Genomic DNA, 16,105 nt, shown 5'->3' with positions numbered 1-16,105 from the left:
GGTTAATCCTCCACGATCCAGGTGTCCTTGGTGCCGCCGCCCTGGGACGAGTTGACCACCAGCGAGCCTTCGCGCAGCGCCACACGGGTCAGACCTCCGGGCACCAGGCGAGTCTCGCGGCCAGACAGGACGAACGGACGCAAGTCGATGTGCCGTGGCGCGATGCCGTTCTCGACGAAGGTGGGACAGGTCGACAGCGACAGGGTCGGCTGGGCGATATAGGCCTCCGGCTTGGCCATCAGACGCTCGCGGAACTTCTCGATTTCCGCCTTGCTCGCCGCCGGTCCGACCAGCATGCCGTAGCCGCCGGAGCCCTGGGCTTCCTTGACCACCAGTTGCGACAGGTTGGCCAGCACATGGGACAGCTCCTCGGGCTTGCGGCACTGCCAGGTCGGCACGTTCTTGAGGATGGCCTCCTCGTCCAGATAGAAGCGGATCATTTCGCCCACATAGGGGTAGATCGACTTGTCGTCCGCCACCCCCGTGCCTATGGCATTGGCCAGCACCACGTTGCCCGAACGGTAGGTCGACAACAGCCCGGGCACGCCGAGCATGGAGTCCGGGTTGAAGGCCAGGGGGTCGAGGAAGGCATCGTCGATCCGCCGGTAGACCACGTCCACCTGCTTGGCCCCGGCGGTGGTGCGCATGTACAACTTGTCGTCACGCACCAGCAGGTCGGCGCCTTCGACCAATTCCACGCCCATCTCGCGGGCCAGGAAGGCGTGCTCGAAGTAGGCGCTGTTGAAGCGCCCGGGTGTCAGCACCACCACGGTGGGGTTGTCCAGTGCGCTGGCGCTCTTCAAGGTGTCGAGCAGCAGACTGGGGTAGTGGTTGATCGGCGCCACCCGCTGGGCGGCGAACAGCTCGGGGAACAGGCGCATCATCATCTTGCGGTCCTCGAGCATATAACTGACGCCGCTCGGCGTGCGCAGGTTGTCCTCCAGCACGTAGTAGCTGCCGTCGCCATCGCGCACCAGATCGACCCCGGCGATATGGGCGTAGAGGTTGCGATGCAGGTCGAGCCCCTGCATCGCCAGCTGATAAGCCTCATTGGCCAGCACCTGCTCGGCCGGGATGACGCCGGCCTTGAGGATGCGCTGGTCATGGTAGAGGTCGGCGAGGAACATGTTCAGCGCCTGCACCCGCTGGATGCAGCCGCGCTCGACCATGCGCCACTCGCTGGCCGGAATGCTGCGCGGGATGATGTCGAAGGGAATCAGGCGCTCGGTGCCCTGGTCATCGCCATAGAGGGTGAAGGTGATGCCGGCGCGGTGGAACAGCAGGTCCGCCTCGCGTCTTCGCTGGGCCAGCGACTCCTTCGGCGTCTCGGCCAGCCAGCGCGAGAACTCGCGGTAATGTGCGCGGCATTCACCGTTCGCCAGATACATCTCGTCGTAGTGCGCGCGCGCCATGCCTACTCCTTGCCTCCGGATGCACTCGAGCCACACACGACCCGAGCCATCAGGCTAATCCCTATGAGATCAATCTGTTAGGCAACTGAAAAAGCAACCCGCACCCCCTCTGGCGGCGCATTGCGGCCGCCTTCGTCGAGTACGCCCCACGTCGCTCCAGCGAGGGTCGCAATCACCCATCATTTATTACCAGTATAGGCGCTACCCCATTCGGCGCCGGATACCCGACAAACATGATGGCCAGCGGTGGTCGTTGCGCCAGGCACGTCTCAGGCTTGGTTCAAGGGAAGGCCAGGCCCAGCCAATGCCGGTAAAAACCCCGAGCCACCTGATTGAGTGCCGCCACCCTGGCCGGCAGCTGATCGAGCATCTGCGCCACGCTCTGCTGGCTGGGCTGGTGCTCGTCGAGCAGATGCGCCCAGTCCTCGAGCCATAGGCGCACCAAGTCCTCGGTCATTTCCGGGTGCCCCTGCACGGCGAGGACCTTGTCTCCCCAGGCGAAGCCCTGGTTCTCGCACCAGCGGCTGCTCAGCAAAGGCTGGGCGCCGGGTGGCAAGGCGAAACTGTCGCCATGCCACTGAAAAATCGCAAACTCGGCCGGCAAGTGGGCCAGCCAGGGGCTGTCCGCCCCGCCACCGGTTCGCCGCAGCGGCTGCCAACCGCTTTCGGTGTAAGGCATGCGCCGCACCTCGGCGCCCAGGGCCCTGGCCAGCAGCTGGGCCCCCAGACAATGGCCGATCATGGGAATGTCGCGACGGATGAAATGCTGCAGGGCGGCGACTTCCGTGGCCAGCCAAGGCAGATCGTCGTTGACGCTCATCGGCCCGCCCATGATCGCCACGGCAAGCGGTCGGTCCAGGTCATAGTCGTCCAGCTCGCCGCGGTCGACGCGCAGCACGCTGAAATCGCGCCCCGCCTCCTCCAGCACCTGGGCCAAATAGCCCGGTGGGCAGTAGTCGATGTGAGTCAGAATCAGAATATCGGTCATAGCGGCCTCCGCCGCCCAGTCTGAAGCAAAGCACAGGCTTGGGTCGAGCAGAGGCAAGCACTAGGCAGAGGTACTACACGCCCCCATCGGCCAACGGTCGCTGGGGGCGGCTACGGGTGGAGTCGGCGACTAGGGCCGTGAAGCCTTGACCTCCTGCGTCACGCCCCAGCCATCCAGGGTACCGCCAAGCGGCAGCACCACCGACGCCAGGTCTTGCTCGAAATCGCCGATACCGGCGTGGGTCGCATACATCACCTTGCTGACTTGCAGGTGCCAGGCGCCGTCATCCCGCTCGGTCACCAAGGCGTGCAAGGATTCACCACGAAAATTTCTGGTCGCCTGACGGGCCCGCTCCTCATCGGGAAAAATGGCGTAGAACTCGATGGGGTGAAAGCTGGCGAAGTCGAATCCGCCCTCCTTCATCCGCCGCAATACTCCGCTGCTGACATCATCGTGCAAGGCTGTGCTCATGAAGTGATCTCCTCAGGCGATGGATGGATAAACCGCTTTCCCATTGCAACCGTCATTACTGCGGCGGTGTCGCGACACCAGTTGCGGTGCCGCCCGAGAATCAAGCAAGGGCTGCTTGATGTGTCATAAGCCAGACCTGAAGCCAGGGCTGGTCGACGTGGAGTCATTCAGATCGAAAAACTCGGAGCCGTCCACTGTAGGGTAGTCCGAGGCCGGAAAATTTGCCGCCCTCGCGCATGACTTCTGCCGCAACCGGCGATCGACGGCGCCCCGGGTCCACACGCTCGGACTGCTGCCCGGCGCGCCAGCCTGACACTGGAGCCTCGTCGCTCTGCGACGGGAGGGTTATCCTAGGCCGCATATTCTGGCCCCAGGCATCCACCAAGGAAGGAAAGATGAAGAAAGTTGTCCCCGCGCTCACCACCCTGATCCTCTTCTGCGCCTATACCCTTTACGTCATGCTCAACGCGGAACAGTCGCTGATCCAGTTCGGCATCCAGCTCATGTCACGCCCGGATACGGCGCAGGTGGTCATCGATCTCTATATCCTTGCCGGGCTCGCCTGCATCTGGATGTACCGGGATGCCCAGTCGCGAGGCAAGACCATCGGCTATCTGCTGCCCTTCTTCGCCATCACGGCGGTGTTCGTGTCCGTGGGACCGCTGCTATACATCGTGACCAGGGGCCTCTCGAAAGACGGCAGCGGGCAAAACGCCTAGCAAGACCGCCCTGCACCCTTCGCCCAAGGGGCGCGCCCCTCGACCCTATGGCCCTATCGCCGCCAACGCCCGCTGCAGGTCCCGGCGCAGGTCCTCGACATGCTCGATACCCACCGACAGCCGCACTAGGTTGTCTGTGATGCCGAGCTGCACGCGGCGCTCGGGCGGGATGGAGGCGTGGGTCATCCTCGCCGGCTGGCTGATCAGGCTCTCCACCCCGCCCAGGCTCTCGGCCAGGGTGAACAGCTCCGTGGCCTCGAGAAAGCGCCGAGTGCCCTCGGCGTCGGTAGCCAGGTAGAGGGTCAGCAGGCCGCCGAAGCCACGCATCTGGCGCTTGGCCAGCTCGTGCTGCGGGTGGCTGGCGAGACCGGGGTAGAGCACCGAGGCCACCTGCGGCTGGTGCTCCAGCCAGGCGGCCAGCTCGCCGGCGTTGTCGACATGGCGTTGCAGGCGCAGCGCCAGGGTGCGCATACCGCGCAGGCAGAGGAAACTGGAGAAGGGATCGAGGATGGCACCCACCGAGTTCTGCAGGAAGGCCAGCTGCTCGGCCAGCTCCGGCCGGTCGGCCACCGCCACCAGCCCGGCGATCACGTCGGAGTGGCCGTTGAGGTACTTGGTGGCCGAGTGCAACACGATGTCGAAACCCTGCTCCAGCGGCCGCTGCAGGTAGGGCGAGGCGAAGGTGTTGTCGGCCACGGTGAGGATGCCGCGCGCGCGCCCGAGCCGGCCGACCTCGGCCAGGTCGCAGAGCTTCAGGGTCGGGTTGGTCGGCGTCTCGACCCAGATCATCCGGGTCTCGGGCCTGAGCGCGGCGGCCAGAGTGGCGGCATCGGCATCGGCCGGCACATAGCTGATCTGCAGGCCGGCGCCGGGCTTGCGTACCCGCTCGAACAGGCGGTAGGTGCCGCCGTAGAGGTCGTCCACCGCGACCATGTGGCTGCCCGCCGGCAGCAGCTCCAGCACCGTGGCGCAGGCCGCCAGACCGGAGGCGAAGGCATAGCCCTGGGCGCCCCCCTCAAGCTCGGCGATGGCCCGCTCCAGGGCCTGGCGCGTGGGGTTCTGGCTGCGCCCGTACTCGTAGCCGGCATGCACGCCGGGCGACTGCTGGCGGAAGGTCGAGCTGGCATAGATCGGCGGCATCACCGCGCCGGTCCAGTCCGGCTCGTAGCCGGCGTGCACGGTCAGGGTTTCGAACTCGCTCATGCTGCCTCCTGGGGTAAATAGCCCGTAGGGTGGGTTAGCCGCGCTGCGGCGTAATCCACCCTACGTAAGGCTCCGACGCGGTCTCGAATGAAACGGCTACCGCCCCTAGCGCAGGGTGCGGCGCCAGAGGTTGAGCACATCGCTCTTGGTGATCAGGCCGAGAAAGCGGCCGTTCTCGACGATCAGCGCCACATGGCCCTCGTCGAAGGTCTGCAGCAGGCGCTGCAGCGGCACGTCCGGGTCCAGGGTCTGCAACCCGGTCACCATGGCCTCGCGCACCGGCGACTGGAAGTGCTCCGGGGCGTCCTTGACCGCGCGCAGCAGGTCCCATTCGTCGATCAGCCCCACCACCCGGTCGCCGTCCATCACCGGCACCTGGTCGATGTCATGGAAGCGCATGCGCCCGTACACCACCTCCAGGGATTCGTTGGGCTTGCAGGTGACGGTCGCCCCCTCGTCGTAGCGGCGGGCGATCAGGTCGCGCAGGTTGCCCTCCCTGGGCCGCTCGATCAGCCCCTGGTCGAGCATCCAGTAGTCGTTGAACATCTTCGACAGGTACTTGTTGCCACTGTCGCAGACGAAGGTCAGCACCCGCTTGGCCTCGCGCTGCTCGCGGCAGTAGCGCAGGGCGGCGGCCAGCAGGGTGCCGGAGGAGGAGCCAGCCAGCACACCCTCCTCCTTGAGCAGCAGGCGCGCGGTGTGCAGGCTCTCGGCATCGGGGATGCGGTAGGCGCGCTTGACCAGGTCGAAATCGGCCAGGCCCGGGACGAAATCCTCGCCGATGCCCTCCACCAGCCAGCTGCCCGCCTCACCGGTGCAGCCGGTCTCGACGAAGTCGGCCAGCACCGAGCCCTCGGGGTCGGCCAGGATCATCTCCATTTCCGGCGCCACGCGCTGGAAGAAGCGCGTCAGGCCGCCCAGGGTGCCGCCTGAGCCGACGCCCACCACCACCGCGTCGAGGCGTTCGTCGAGCTGGCGCCAGATCTCCGGGCCGGTACCGCTCTCGTGGGCCCAGGCGTTAGCCGGGTTGTTGAACTGGTCGATGTAGAAGGCATCGGGCATCCCTTCGGCGATGCTGCGGGCCAGGTCCTGGTAATACTCGGGGTGGCCCTTGCCGACATCCGAGCGGGTCAGGCGGACCTCGGCGCCGAGCGCCTTGAGGTGGAATACCTTCTCCCGGCTCATCTTGTCCGGCACCACCAGCAGCATGCGGTAGCCCTTCTGCGCCGCCACCAGGGCCAGCCCCAGGCCCGTATTGCCGGCGGTGGCCTCGATGATGGTGCCGCCGGGTTTGAGCTCGCCGCTGCGCTCGGCGGCCTCGATCATGGTCAGGGCGATGCGATCCTTGATCGAGCCGCCGGGGTTCTGGTTCTCCAGCTTGACGAACAGCTCGCAGGGGCCGGTATCCAGGTGGGTGAGCGGCAGGATCGGCGTGTTGCCTATCATCTCGAGTATGGGGCTGCTGGGCATGGGCTTGACCCTCTGCAGTGCGGTGAGTGCGCCGTGGCCCGGGGCGTCCGCACGGGCCGGGGTCCATGCACGCCGGGAACAGCGGAGCGGCCATGGCATAGTTATAGGCACTGCACCGTCCCTCGGCCAGCCGCGACCGCGGATGCCCGGGTATGCCCGAATCGCCGGCGCCAGCAACACGGCCGCTGGCGCCGGGTATGCCGCCGGTCGGGCGGGCTACGCGCAGACAAAGAAAAAGGACCCGAAGGTCCTTTTTCATTCGCCTGACGGCTCAGTCGTTGCTCGGCTTGTTGATCGCCTGCAACACATACTGCGGCAGGGCGAAGGCGCCCTGGTGGATCTCCGGGTTGTAGTAGCGGGTGACGATGCCGCTGCCGGCGAAGCGCTGGCGCAGGGTCTCCAGCGACAGCTTGCGGTAGCCGGCGTCGGTGCTGCCCCAGGCGAAGGTCATGCTGCCGCCGATATAGGTCGGCACCGCCGCCATGTAGAAGTGCCAGTCGGCGAACAGCCCGCGCATGCGCCCGGCGGTGGTCTGCACCTCGGCCAGCTGCATGAAGGGCGTGCCGTTCTGGGTGACCAGGATGCCGCCGTCGTTCAGGCAGCGGCGACAGGCCTGGTAGAAGTTCTCGGAGAACAGCACCTCGCCCGGGCCGATCGGGTCGGTGGAGTCGGAGATGATCACGTCGAACTTGTCTTCGCAGGTGGCGACGAAGCGCATGCCGTCGTCGATCACCAGGTTCAGACGCGGGTCCTCAAAGGCGCCACTGGAGTGGTTGGGCAAAAATTCCTTGCACATGTCGACCACGGTGCCGTCGATCTCGACCATGGTGACGTGCTCGACGCTGTCGTGCTTGCACACCTCGCGCAGCATGCCGCCGTCGCCGCCGCCGATGATCAGCACGCGCTTGGCCAGGCCGTGGGCCAGGATCGGCACGTGGGTGAGCATCTCGTGGTAGATGAACTCGTCGGCCTCGGTGGTCTGGATCACCCCGTCCAGGGCCATGACCCGGCCCATGCGGGCGTTCTCGAAGATCACCAGGTGCTGGTGCTCGGTGCGCACCTCGTGCAGCAGCTGGTCCATGCGAAAACGCTGGCCGTAGCCGTCGTAGAGGGTCTCTTGGTAGTCGCTCATGGGGTATCCCTCGGCAATGGGGTTGAGTACGCCGGGACGCCGTTGTCGGCAGCCGCCGTCCAGAAAAAGAAAGGCGCGCATTCTACGTCGCCGCGCATGACAGGTCGAACCTTGCTCGTTTGAAAGTCAGTTGTGCGCTGACAGCCGGGCGCCGGACGGTTATCGTCCGAGCATGACCGAGACCACGCCTGCCCCGCTGCGCTTGCCCTACCAGCCCCCCTGGCACTGGCAGCAGTTCCACGACCATCATGCCCTGCGCGCCCTGCCCGGCGTCGAACGCCTGGACGCCAAGGGCTACAGCCGCAGTTTCCGCCTGGACGGGGTCTGCGGCTGGTTCGCCGTGTCGCCGCTGCCCGCCGAGCCGGCCTTGCAGCTGCGCCATAGCGCATCGGCAGGCGCCTGCCTGCCGGCCCTGGTCATCCGGGTGCGGCGCATGTTCGACCTGGATGCCGAGCCGCTGCGCATCGCCGCCCATTTCGCCGCCGACGCCCAGCTCGGCCCGCTGGTGGCGCGCAATCCGGGCCTGCGCCTGCCGACCGCCTTCGATCCCTTCGAACAGGCGGTGCGGGCCATAGTCGGCCAGCAGGTGACGGTAAAGGCCGCGGTGACCATCGCCGGCCGCCTGGTGGCGCGCCTCGGCGAGCCGCTGGCGCAGGCGCCCGACGCCGCTATCACGCGGCTGTTTCCCAGCGCCGCGGCGCTGGCCGAGGCCAACCTGGACGGCATCGGCATGCCCGGCAAGCGCGTGCAGACGCTGCAGCACTTCGCCGCCCAGGTCGCCAGCGGCGCCCTGCGTCTCGACCTGGAGGACGGCCGCGAGGCGCTGATCGAACGCCTCTGCGCCCTGCCCGGCATCGGGCCCTGGACCGCCGAGTACATCGCCCTGCGCGCCTTCGGCGAGGCGGACGCCTTCCCCGCCAGCGACCTGGGACTGCTCAAGGCGCCGTTGTGGGGCGCAGGCGGCATCGCTGCCAAGCAACTCAAGGCCCGCGCCGAGGCCTGGCGGCCCTGGCGCGCCTATGCCGCCGCGCACCTGTGGCACAACTATGCGGGAGGTTGAAGGATGTTCTATCGCTACCACCACAGCCCCATCGGCCGCCTGCTGCTGGCCGGCGACGCCGGCGGCCTGCGCCAACTGGCCATGGAGATCGACGGCGAGCCCTGGCGGATCGGCGCAGACTGGCAAGCGGCCGGGGACGAACTGGACGACGTTTGCCGACAATTGGACGAGTATTTCGCCGGCCAGCGCCGGCGCTTCGAGCTGCGCCTGGCGCCCAGCGGCACGGCCTTCCAGCAGGCGGTCTGGCAGGCCCTGCAACGCATTGCCTACGGCCGGACCAGCAGCTACAGCGCCCTGGCCGCGCAGATCGCCCGGCCCAGGGCGGTACGCGCGGTGGGCGCGGCCAACGGCGCCAACCCCATCGCCATCGTCATCCCCTGTCACCGGGTGATCGGTCGCGACGGCAGCCTCACCGGCTACGCCGGTGGCCTGGCGCGCAAGGCCCTGCTGCTGCAACTCGAGGGCGCGTTGCCGCCGCAGCAGGCGCCGCTGGCGCTCTGAGCCTGTTCAGGGCGGCGCGATGCGCGCCAATACCCGCGCCGGCATCCGCAGCGGTCGCGCCAGGATCAGCCCCTCCCCCGAGGCCGGGTAGACACCGGTCAGCGCGGTGATGTTGACCTGATGGGACACCAGCACCATGACTGTGCCGGACATCAGGGCGTTCACGGCCGCCACCAGCTCGGCTGTCTGGGCGGCGGCCCGCGCGCGCTCGGCGAAGAAGGAATCCAGCGCCGGCAGGGGCTCGACCGGCCCCAGGCCCATCTCCTGTGCGGTGTCCCGGGCGCGGCACCAGCGGCTGCTGAGCAGGCGCGGCCGGGCTATGCCCTGGTCGCGCAGCAGTCGCCCCCAGCGCCGCGCCTGTTCGCGGCCGCGCTGGTCGAGGTTGCGCTGGGTCGCGCAGTCGCCCAGGTCGAAAAGCGCCGGGTCGCCCATGCCCGGCGCCGTGGCATGGCGCAACAGCAGCACGGCCCGCCCCTCGCGCAGGGCGTCCCAGGCGGCCTCATCGGCCCGGGCCTGGTCCGCCAGGGCCAGCCAGGCCAACAACAGCAGCGCGGCCGCGCGCCCCATGGGCTCAGAGGCGCACATTGCCCCGGGGACCTGCCAGCGCCCAGACGATCAGGCCGATCACCGGCAGGAGAACGATCAGCAGCACCCAGAGCACCTTCTTGCCGGTGTCGGTGCCGCTCTTGACCACGTTGATGATCGCCCAGATATCCAGCGCCAGGATGACCAGGCCGAGCAGGCCGTTGAGGGTGGTACCCATGGAGACACTCCTGTGTGAAGGGTTGCCCACCTAGGATAGCCGCCCCCGAGCGGAGGCTCGGGGGCGGCAGCGAGTGCCCGGCCCCCGCCTTGCCCGCCGCCTTACAGCCGGCCCGGATCGATCGCCGCGAAGCTGGCGACCGTCTCGTGACCGGCCAGCTCGCCGCCCTCGCGAGCCAGACCGACGGTTTGCAGGCCGGCCTGGCGGGCGGCGTCCAGCTCCTCGACTATGTCCGAGAGGAACAGGATCTCCCCGGCCGGGAGGCCGATGGCCTGGGCGATGCGGCGGTAGGAGTCGGCTTCGCGCTTGGGGCCGCTGGTGGTGTCGAAGTAGCCGGAGAACAGCGGGGTCAGGTCGCCGGCCTCGGAGCAACCGAAGATCAGCCGCTGAGCCTGGATCGAGCCGGAGGAATAGACGTACAGCCCGTAGCCCAGCTCCTTCCAGCGCTTGAGCGCCGCCACCGCGTCCGGGTAGACGTGCCCCTTGAGCTGACCGGCCTTATAACCCTCGGCCCAGACCATGCCCTGCAGCGCCTTGAGCGGCGTGGCCTTGCGGTCGGCGGCGATCCAGCCGAGGAGGATCTCGATGATCCGCTGCACGTCGGCCTCCGCCTCGCCGCTCTCGGCGCGCACCGCGGCCAGTTGCTCGGCCACCGGCGGCTCCTCGGCATGGCGGCGGACAAAGTCCGGCAGATGCTCGGCGGCATAGGGAAACAGCACGTCGAAGACGAAGCTCACCGCGCTGGTGGTGCCCTCGATATCGGTGAGGATGGCTTTGATCGGCATCTGCGGCTCCATCAGTCTTCCAGGCGCGGGAAGCGGCTGGCGATGTCCTCGCCGGTGAACTGGGCGACCCAGCCCTCGGGGTTGTTGAACAGGCGGATGGCCACGAAATGCGGGTGTTCGCCCATGTCGAACCAGTGGCGGGTGCCGGCCGGCACCGAGATCAGGTCGTTCTTCTCGCACAGCACGGCATAGACATGGTCGTCGATGTGCAGGGTGAACAGGCCGCGGCCGGCGACGAAGAAGCGCACCTCGTCCTCGGCGTGGCGGTGCTCGTCGAGGAACTTGGCGCGCAGCTCGGCCTTCTGCGGGTGATCGTCGCTGAGGCTGACCACATCGACCGTGACATAGCCGCGCTCGCTCATCAGCCGGTCGATCTGCGGCCGGTAGGCGGCGATCACCTCGTCCTGGCTGGCGCCGGGGGCGATGGGCGCCACCGCCTGCCAGCGCTCGAAGCGCACGCCGACCTCGGCCAGGGTGCTGGCGATGTCCTCGAGGTGGGTCAGCACCTTGTTCGGTTGTTCGGGGGAAGACTCGTGGTAGACGCTCAGGCTGCTCATGCTCGGGGCTCTCACATCAGGTGTCGTAGGCTGGGTAGAGGCGTATTGTGCCGGCACCCAGCGGGTTCTATGCAACGCCGGGTTTCGCTTCGCTCCACACCAGCCTACGGAAGTTCGTATCAGCGGGTGTGCAGGGCGCGCACCTTCAGCTCGCACTCGAAGAGGAACTCGAAGGCCTCGATCTGGCGCAGCGCGTCGCTCATGCGCGCGCCCCAGGTGTACAGGCCGTGGCCGCGGATCAGGTAGCCGACGCACTCCGGGTGCGCCTCCAGCCAGGGCTGCACCTTGGCCGCCAGGCGGGCGATGTCCTGGTCGTTGTCGAAGATCGGCACCTCGACCTGGGACTCGTGGGTGGTGACGCCGGAAAAGGCCTTCTGCAGCTCATAGTCGGCGAACACCAACGAATCGGCCAGGCACAGGCGCGACAGCACCGTGGCGTTGACCGAGTGGGTATGCAGCACCGCACCGATCTCCGGCTTCCAGCTGTACAGCTGGGTATGCAGCAGGGTCTCGGCCGAGGGCTTCTTGCCCGGCTCCAGGCTGCGCCCCTGCATGTCGGTGGCCAGCACGTCGTCCGGCCCCAGTTCGCCCTTGTGCTTGCCGGACACGGTCAGCAGCGCCTCGCTGGCCGACAGGCGCGCGGAGTAGTTGCTGCTGGTGGCCGGCGACCAACCGCGGCCGTAGAGGAAGCGGCCGGCCTCGATGATCTGTTGGGCGAGTTGTTCGCGGGTCGGGTTCATGGCCTCTCCTCGGGCAGGCGGGTCAGGGTGATGGCGGCGGCCGCCAGGGCGACCAGGCTGGCGATACTGAAGGTCCAGGCCGGTCCCAGGCTGTTCCAACTGTAACCGGAGTAGAGTGCGCCGAGGGCGCCGCCTATCCCGGCCAGGGTGGCGTAGAGGGCCTGGCCCTGGCCCTGCTGGCGGTCGGCGAAGCTGCGTTGGACGAAGTGGATGGCCGCGGCGTGGAAGCTGCCGAAGGTGGCCGCGTGCATGCACTGGGCCAGCAGCAACACCCACAGATGATCGGCCAGGTTGCCCAGCAGCAGCCAGCGCACGGCGGTGATCAGGAAGCTGGCCAGCAGCACGCTGCGCAGCGAATAGCGCGCCAGCAGCCGGGCCATGAACAGAAACAGCAGGATCTCGGCCACCACGCCCAGGGCCCAGAGTTGGCCGATCAGGCCGCGGGCGTAGCCTAGGGCCTCCAGGTGCAGGCTCAGGAAGGTGTAATAAGGGCCGTTGCTCAGCTGCATCAGCCCGACGCTGGCATAGAAGGCCAGGATGCCGGGGCGTCGCAGCTGCCTGAGGAAGCCGCCCAGCTGCGGGTCGCTCGGCCGTTGCTGCGGCTCGGCGCTGGGCACCCAGCAGCTGCTGAGCACTATGGCCGCCATGACCAGCACCAGGGTCCAGGGGAAGGCATCCAGGCTGATACGCTCGAACAGCTCGCCCAGGCCGACCACCGCGACGATGAAGCCGATGCTGCCCCACAGGCGGATCTCGCTGTAACGGGTGGCCCGTTCGCGCAGGTGGGCCAGGGTGATGACCTCGAACTGCGGCAGCACCGCATGCCAGAAGAAGGCGTGACTGGCCATGATCAGCGCCAGCCAGGCGTAGCTCTGGCTGACGAAGATGCCGGCGAAACACAGCAGGGTGCAGACCGCGCCGAAGCGCACGATGGCCAGGCGCCGACCAGTGTGGTCGCCCAGCCAGCCCCACAGGTTCGGCGCCAGGCAACGCATCAGCATGGGGATGGCCACCAGCTCGCCGATGCGCGCCGCGGAGAAGCCCAGGTGATCGAAGTACAGCGCCAGAAACGGCGCCGTGGCGCCGAGCAGGGAGAAGTAGCAGAAGTAGAAACCGGACAGGCGCCAGTAAGGCAAGGCGTGCGTCATGGCGTAGCCTGGGTCAAGCGTAGCGATATCCAGGATGGCAATTGTTGGGTTTCGCCGCGCGAAACCCAACCTGCACGACCGTTCACAGTTGCGGCAGCACCGGTGTGGCGACGCTGACGCCGGCGTTCTGGCCGCGGTGACGCAGCAGGTGGTCCATCAGCACGATGGCCATCATCGCCTCGGCGATCGGCGTGGCGCGGATGCCCACGCAGGGGTCGTGACGGCCCTTGGTGATCATCTCCACCGGATTGCCGTCGACATCGATCGAACGCCCCGGGGTGGTGATGCTGGAGGTCGGTTTGAGCGCCAGGTGGGCGACGATCGGCTGGCCAGAAGAGATGCCGCCGAGGATGCCGCCGGCGTTGTTCGACAGGAAGCCCTCCGGGGTCAGCTCGTCGCGGTGCTCGGTGCCGCGCTGGGCCACGCTGGCGAAGCCGGCGCCGATCTCCACGCCCTTGACCGCGTTGATGCTCATCAGGGCATGGGCCAGTTCGGCGTCCAGGCGGTCGAAGATCGGCTCGCCGAGGCCGGGCATCACGCCTTCGGCGACCACGGTGATCTTGGCCCCGACCGAATCCTGGTCGCGGCGCAGCTGATCCATGTAGGCCTCCAGCTCCGCCACCTTGTCCGGGTCGGGGCTGAAGAAGGCGTTCTGCTCGACGCTGCCCCAGCCCTTGAAGGGGATCTCGATCGGGCCCAGCTGGCTCATATAGCCGCGCACCTGGATGCCCTGGCTGGCCAGGTACTTCTTGGCGATGGCGCCGGCTGCCACGCGCATGGCGGTCTCGCGGGCCGAGCTGCGACCGCCGCCGCGGTAGTCGCGGATGCCGTACTTGTGGTGATAGCTGTAGTCGGCGTGGGCCGGGCGGAACAGGTCCTTGATCGCCGAGTAGTCCTTGGACTTCTGGTCGGTGTTGCGGATCAGCAGGCCGATGGCGCAGCCGGTGGTCCTGCCCTCGAACACCCCGGAGAGTATCTCCACCTCGTCGGCCTCCTGGCGCTGGGTGGTGTGGCGGCTGGTGCCCGGCTTGCGCCGGTCGAGGTCGCGCTGCAGGTCCTCCAGGCTCAGCTCCAGCCCCGGCGGGCAGCCGTCGACGATGGCGACCAGGGCCGGGCCATGGCTTTCGCCGGCGGTGGTGACGGTGAACAGCTTGCCGTAGGTGTTGCCGGACATGTGCAAAAGGCTCCGCGAAAATCGACTCCGGACCGGCCGCCACAGCGCGCCAGGCCCCACTCAATCAGGCCGGCGAGTATACCCCTGGCGCTCCTCCAGTTCACCCTCGATGCTAATGCCTCCGGCGGCGTGGCGGCCCCTGTCTGGAGCCGGCATGACGGGAGCACTTGCCTGCCCGCCTCCAGACTCGGGCAAAATGGCCGATATGCCGGGAATCAGCAGCGACCATGCGCACAGGATTGTCGATCATGACCGAACCCCAGGAGTCCCCCCTCGACACCGCGGCCCCAGCCGCCAGCGAACAGGCTCACCCCTGGGCAGGCCTGGGGGCCGAGCGGTTCCAGCTGCTGCGCCTGGCGCCGCTGCCGGTCGACCGCCATACCGGCCCACGGCCGCTGCGTTTCGCCGAGCTGGGCCGGGTGGAGCGCCACGACAAGGCCCAGAGCCTGCTGCGCCTGAGCCTGCGCCTGCCCGACCAGCGCCTGCGCCCGGAACAGAACCTGCTGGAGGTGTGGATCGACCACCGCGCCAAGGAGGTGCGCTTCGGCCCAGACCAGGGCCTGCACACCGAGCCCGGCAACCGCGGCCTGGGGCGCTTCCTGCTGGCCCAGGGCATCGCCTGGGCCAAGCAGCACGGTACCCACTACCAGATGGAGGGCGCTGCTCTGCCGGCCAGGGACGCCCTCGACGAGGCGGCCCGCGCCCGCCGCGATCACTGCCTGCAGGCCCAGGGCTTCGTGCTCGAGTACCTCGACCCGCTGCAACTCAAGGCCCGCTACTCCGCTCCCCGAGTCGCGGCGCTGCACGAGGACTGGCAGGCCGACAAGGTGCAGACCGTCGATAACCTGGAAGCGGCGAGCATGCTGCAGCGAGCCGATCGAGCCCTGCACGAGCAGGAGGTGAAGGTGCGCAAGCTGGAAGAGCGCATCGATAGCCTCAAGCGCGAGGATGGCACCCTGCGTTTCACCATCGCCTGCCTGGTGGCCTTCAGCCTGTTCCAGGCCGGCTTGCTGATCTGGATCGCCACGCGCTAGCTGAGACGCGACTGGAACAGCGCCTGATGCGCGCGACACTGCTGGGCCGCCAGCAGGAACACGCCATGACCGCCGCGCTCGAAATCTAGCCAGGTGAAATCCACCTCGGGGTACAGCACCTCGACATGCACCTGGCTGTTACCGACCTCGACGATCAGCAGGCCCTTCTCGGTGAGGTGGTCGGCGGCCTCGGCCAGCATGCGGCGCACCAGGTCCAGACCATCGTCGCCGCAGGCCAGGCCCAGAGCCGGCTCGTGCTGGTACTCGGCGGGCATGTCGGCGAAATCCTCGGCGTCGACATAGGGCGGGTTGGACACTATCAGGTCGAAACGCTGGCCCGGAAGGCCGGCGAAGCCGTCGCCCTGCACCGTGTAGACACGCTCCTCCAGCCCATGCCGTTCGATGTTCTGGTTGGCCACCTCCAGCGCCTCGAACGACAGGTCGCCCAGCACCACCTCGGCCTCGGGGAACTCGTAGGCGCAGGCGATGCCGATGCAGCCCGAGCCGGTGCACAGGTCGAGGATGCGCGCCGGCTCCGCCGGCAGCCAGGGGTGAAAGTGCCGGTCGATCAGTTCGGCAATCGGCGAGCGGGGAATCAGCACCCGCTCATCGACCAGGAACGGCAGACCGCAGAACCAGGCTTCGCCGAGCAGGTAGGCGGTCGGCACCCGCTCACCGATGCGCCGTTCGAGCAAGCTCTGGAGCCGCTCATGCTCGTCGTCCTCCAGACGGCAGTCGAGGTAGCCGTCGGCGATTTCCCAGGGCAGGTGCAGGGCGCCGAGCACCAGTTGCCGCGCCTCGTCCCACGCATTGTCGGTGCCGTGACCGAAAAACAGCCCTTCCTCATGAAAGCGGCTGACTGCCCAGCGAATGTAATCGCGCAGGGTGCGCAGGCGGGTTTGGCGGGCGGGTATCGGGTCGGTCACAGGCGGTCTCCGGAAAAATAGC

The 16,105-nt window shown here is 67.8% G+C and carries 18 protein-coding genes; 4 read left to right on the top strand and 14 right to left on the bottom strand.

All coding sequences use genetic code 11. The annotated features are described in order from the left end of the window. Positions 1-2 precede the first annotated feature (2 nt). The 3 genes from ACSX1C_RS03475 to ACSX1C_RS03465 all read right to left on the bottom strand — a co-directional run bounded on the left by ACSX1C_RS03475 (position 3) and on the right by ACSX1C_RS03465 (position 2,871). A complete protein-coding gene (locus ACSX1C_RS03475) occupies positions 3-1,412 on the bottom strand; it encodes a circularly permuted type 2 ATP-grasp protein (RefSeq protein WP_439888248.1) in 1,410 nt (469 codons plus the stop codon). Positions 1,413-1,692: 280 nt separating this feature from the next. Then, a complete protein-coding gene (locus tag ACSX1C_RS03470; RefSeq protein WP_439888247.1) occupies positions 1,693-2,400 on the bottom strand; it encodes a type 1 glutamine amidotransferase in 708 nt (235 codons plus the stop codon). 129 nt (positions 2,401-2,529) lie between these two features. Next, positions 2,530-2,871 carry a ribonuclease E inhibitor RraB gene (locus ACSX1C_RS03465; RefSeq protein ID WP_318642041.1) on the bottom strand — a complete coding sequence of 114 codons (342 nt, stop codon included), beginning with the start codon at positions 2,869-2,871 and terminating at the stop codon, positions 2,530-2,532. Between the two features lie 395 nt (positions 2,872-3,266). On the opposite strand from ACSX1C_RS03465, the gene ACSX1C_RS03460 reads away from it, so the two are divergent. Then, complete coding sequence (locus ACSX1C_RS03460) at positions 3,267-3,590, top strand: DUF2834 domain-containing protein (protein WP_439888246.1); 324 nt, start codon at positions 3,267-3,269, stop codon at positions 3,588-3,590. Positions 3,591-3,635: 45 nt separating this feature from the next. On the opposite strand, the gene ACSX1C_RS03455 is transcribed toward ACSX1C_RS03460, so the two are convergent. The 3 genes from ACSX1C_RS03455 to speE form a co-directional block, all read right to left on the bottom strand. Then, a complete protein-coding gene (locus tag ACSX1C_RS03455; protein ID WP_439888245.1) occupies positions 3,636-4,793 on the bottom strand; it encodes a trans-sulfuration enzyme family protein in 1,158 nt (385 codons plus the stop codon). Between the two features lie 105 nt (positions 4,794-4,898). Further along, positions 4,899-6,263, bottom strand: a complete 1,365-nt coding sequence (locus ACSX1C_RS03450; protein WP_439888244.1) for a pyridoxal-phosphate dependent enzyme — start codon at positions 6,261-6,263, stop codon at positions 4,899-4,901. A 271-nt stretch (positions 6,264-6,534) separates the two neighbouring features. Beyond that, positions 6,535-7,395 (bottom strand): polyamine aminopropyltransferase, encoded by an 861-nt coding sequence (gene speE, locus ACSX1C_RS03445; protein ID WP_439888243.1) that lies wholly within the window; start codon positions 7,393-7,395, stop codon positions 6,535-6,537. Between the two features lie 172 nt (positions 7,396-7,567). Here speE and ACSX1C_RS03440 point away from each other — a divergent pair, with 172 nt between their 5' ends. Both ACSX1C_RS03440 and ACSX1C_RS03435 read left to right on the top strand, forming a co-directional pair. Continuing rightward, a complete protein-coding gene (locus ACSX1C_RS03440; RefSeq protein WP_439888242.1) occupies positions 7,568-8,455 on the top strand; it encodes a DNA-3-methyladenine glycosylase family protein in 888 nt (295 codons plus the stop codon). A 3-nt stretch (positions 8,456-8,458) separates the two neighbouring features. Next, positions 8,459-8,956: a methylated-DNA--[protein]-cysteine S-methyltransferase gene (locus ACSX1C_RS03435; RefSeq protein ID WP_439888241.1), complete on the top strand. Its 498-nt coding sequence runs from the start codon at positions 8,459-8,461 to the stop codon at positions 8,954-8,956. Positions 8,957-8,962: 6 nt separating this feature from the next. Here the strand turns inward: ACSX1C_RS03435 and ACSX1C_RS03430 are convergent, their stop codons facing one another. From ACSX1C_RS03430 to aroC, 7 genes are all read right to left on the bottom strand, one after another. After that, positions 8,963-9,523: a histidine phosphatase family protein gene (locus tag ACSX1C_RS03430; RefSeq protein WP_439888240.1), complete on the bottom strand. Its 561-nt coding sequence runs from the start codon at positions 9,521-9,523 to the stop codon at positions 8,963-8,965. Positions 9,524-9,527: 4 nt separating this feature from the next. Then, positions 9,528-9,719, bottom strand: coding sequence for a PLDc N-terminal domain-containing protein (locus ACSX1C_RS03425; RefSeq protein ID WP_439888239.1), 192 nt, complete (start codon positions 9,717-9,719; stop codon positions 9,528-9,530). A 101-nt stretch (positions 9,720-9,820) separates the two neighbouring features. After that, positions 9,821-10,504 carry an acireductone synthase gene (mtnC, locus tag ACSX1C_RS03420; RefSeq protein WP_439888238.1) on the bottom strand — a complete coding sequence of 228 codons (684 nt, stop codon included), beginning with the start codon at positions 10,502-10,504 and terminating at the stop codon, positions 9,821-9,823. Positions 10,505-10,515: 11 nt separating this feature from the next. After that, on the bottom strand, positions 10,516-11,061 hold the full coding sequence (locus ACSX1C_RS03415) for a 1,2-dihydroxy-3-keto-5-methylthiopentene dioxygenase (RefSeq protein WP_439888237.1): 546 nt from the start codon (positions 11,059-11,061) through the stop codon (positions 10,516-10,518). Between the two features lie 119 nt (positions 11,062-11,180). Next, positions 11,181-11,801: a methylthioribulose 1-phosphate dehydratase gene (locus tag ACSX1C_RS03410; RefSeq protein ID WP_318642054.1), complete on the bottom strand. Its 621-nt coding sequence runs from the start codon at positions 11,799-11,801 to the stop codon at positions 11,181-11,183. Beyond that, a complete protein-coding gene (locus ACSX1C_RS03405; protein WP_439888236.1) occupies positions 11,798-12,949 on the bottom strand; it encodes an MFS transporter in 1,152 nt (383 codons plus the stop codon). Before ACSX1C_RS03405 ends, ACSX1C_RS03410 begins: the two co-directional genes overlap by 4 nt. Positions 12,950-13,031: 82 nt before the next feature. Continuing rightward, the gene (gene aroC / locus ACSX1C_RS03400) at positions 13,032-14,123 is read right to left on the bottom strand and encodes a chorismate synthase (protein WP_439888235.1); all 1,092 of its coding nucleotides are present in this window, start codon (positions 14,121-14,123) and stop codon (positions 13,032-13,034) included. A gap of 248 nt (positions 14,124-14,371) precedes the next feature. Here aroC and ACSX1C_RS03395 point away from each other — a divergent pair, with 248 nt between their 5' ends. Next, positions 14,372-15,157, top strand: coding sequence for a hypothetical protein (locus ACSX1C_RS03395; protein ID WP_439888234.1), 786 nt, complete (start codon positions 14,372-14,374; stop codon positions 15,155-15,157). Here ACSX1C_RS03395 and prmB read toward each other — a convergent pair. Beyond that, the gene (gene prmB, locus ACSX1C_RS03390) at positions 15,154-16,071 is read right to left on the bottom strand and encodes a 50S ribosomal protein L3 N(5)-glutamine methyltransferase (protein WP_439889359.1); all 918 of its coding nucleotides are present in this window, start codon (positions 16,069-16,071) and stop codon (positions 15,154-15,156) included. The genes ACSX1C_RS03395 and prmB overlap by 4 nt on opposite strands. Between the last annotated feature and the right edge of the window lie 34 nt (positions 16,072-16,105).

The organism is Pseudomonas sp. MBLB4123 (genome assembly GCF_051904775.1).
GTDB classification, from domain to species: domain Bacteria; phylum Pseudomonadota; class Gammaproteobacteria; order Pseudomonadales; family Pseudomonadaceae; genus Aquipseudomonas; species Aquipseudomonas benzenivorans_B.
This window is presented reverse-complemented; position numbering and strand designations above follow the sequence as displayed.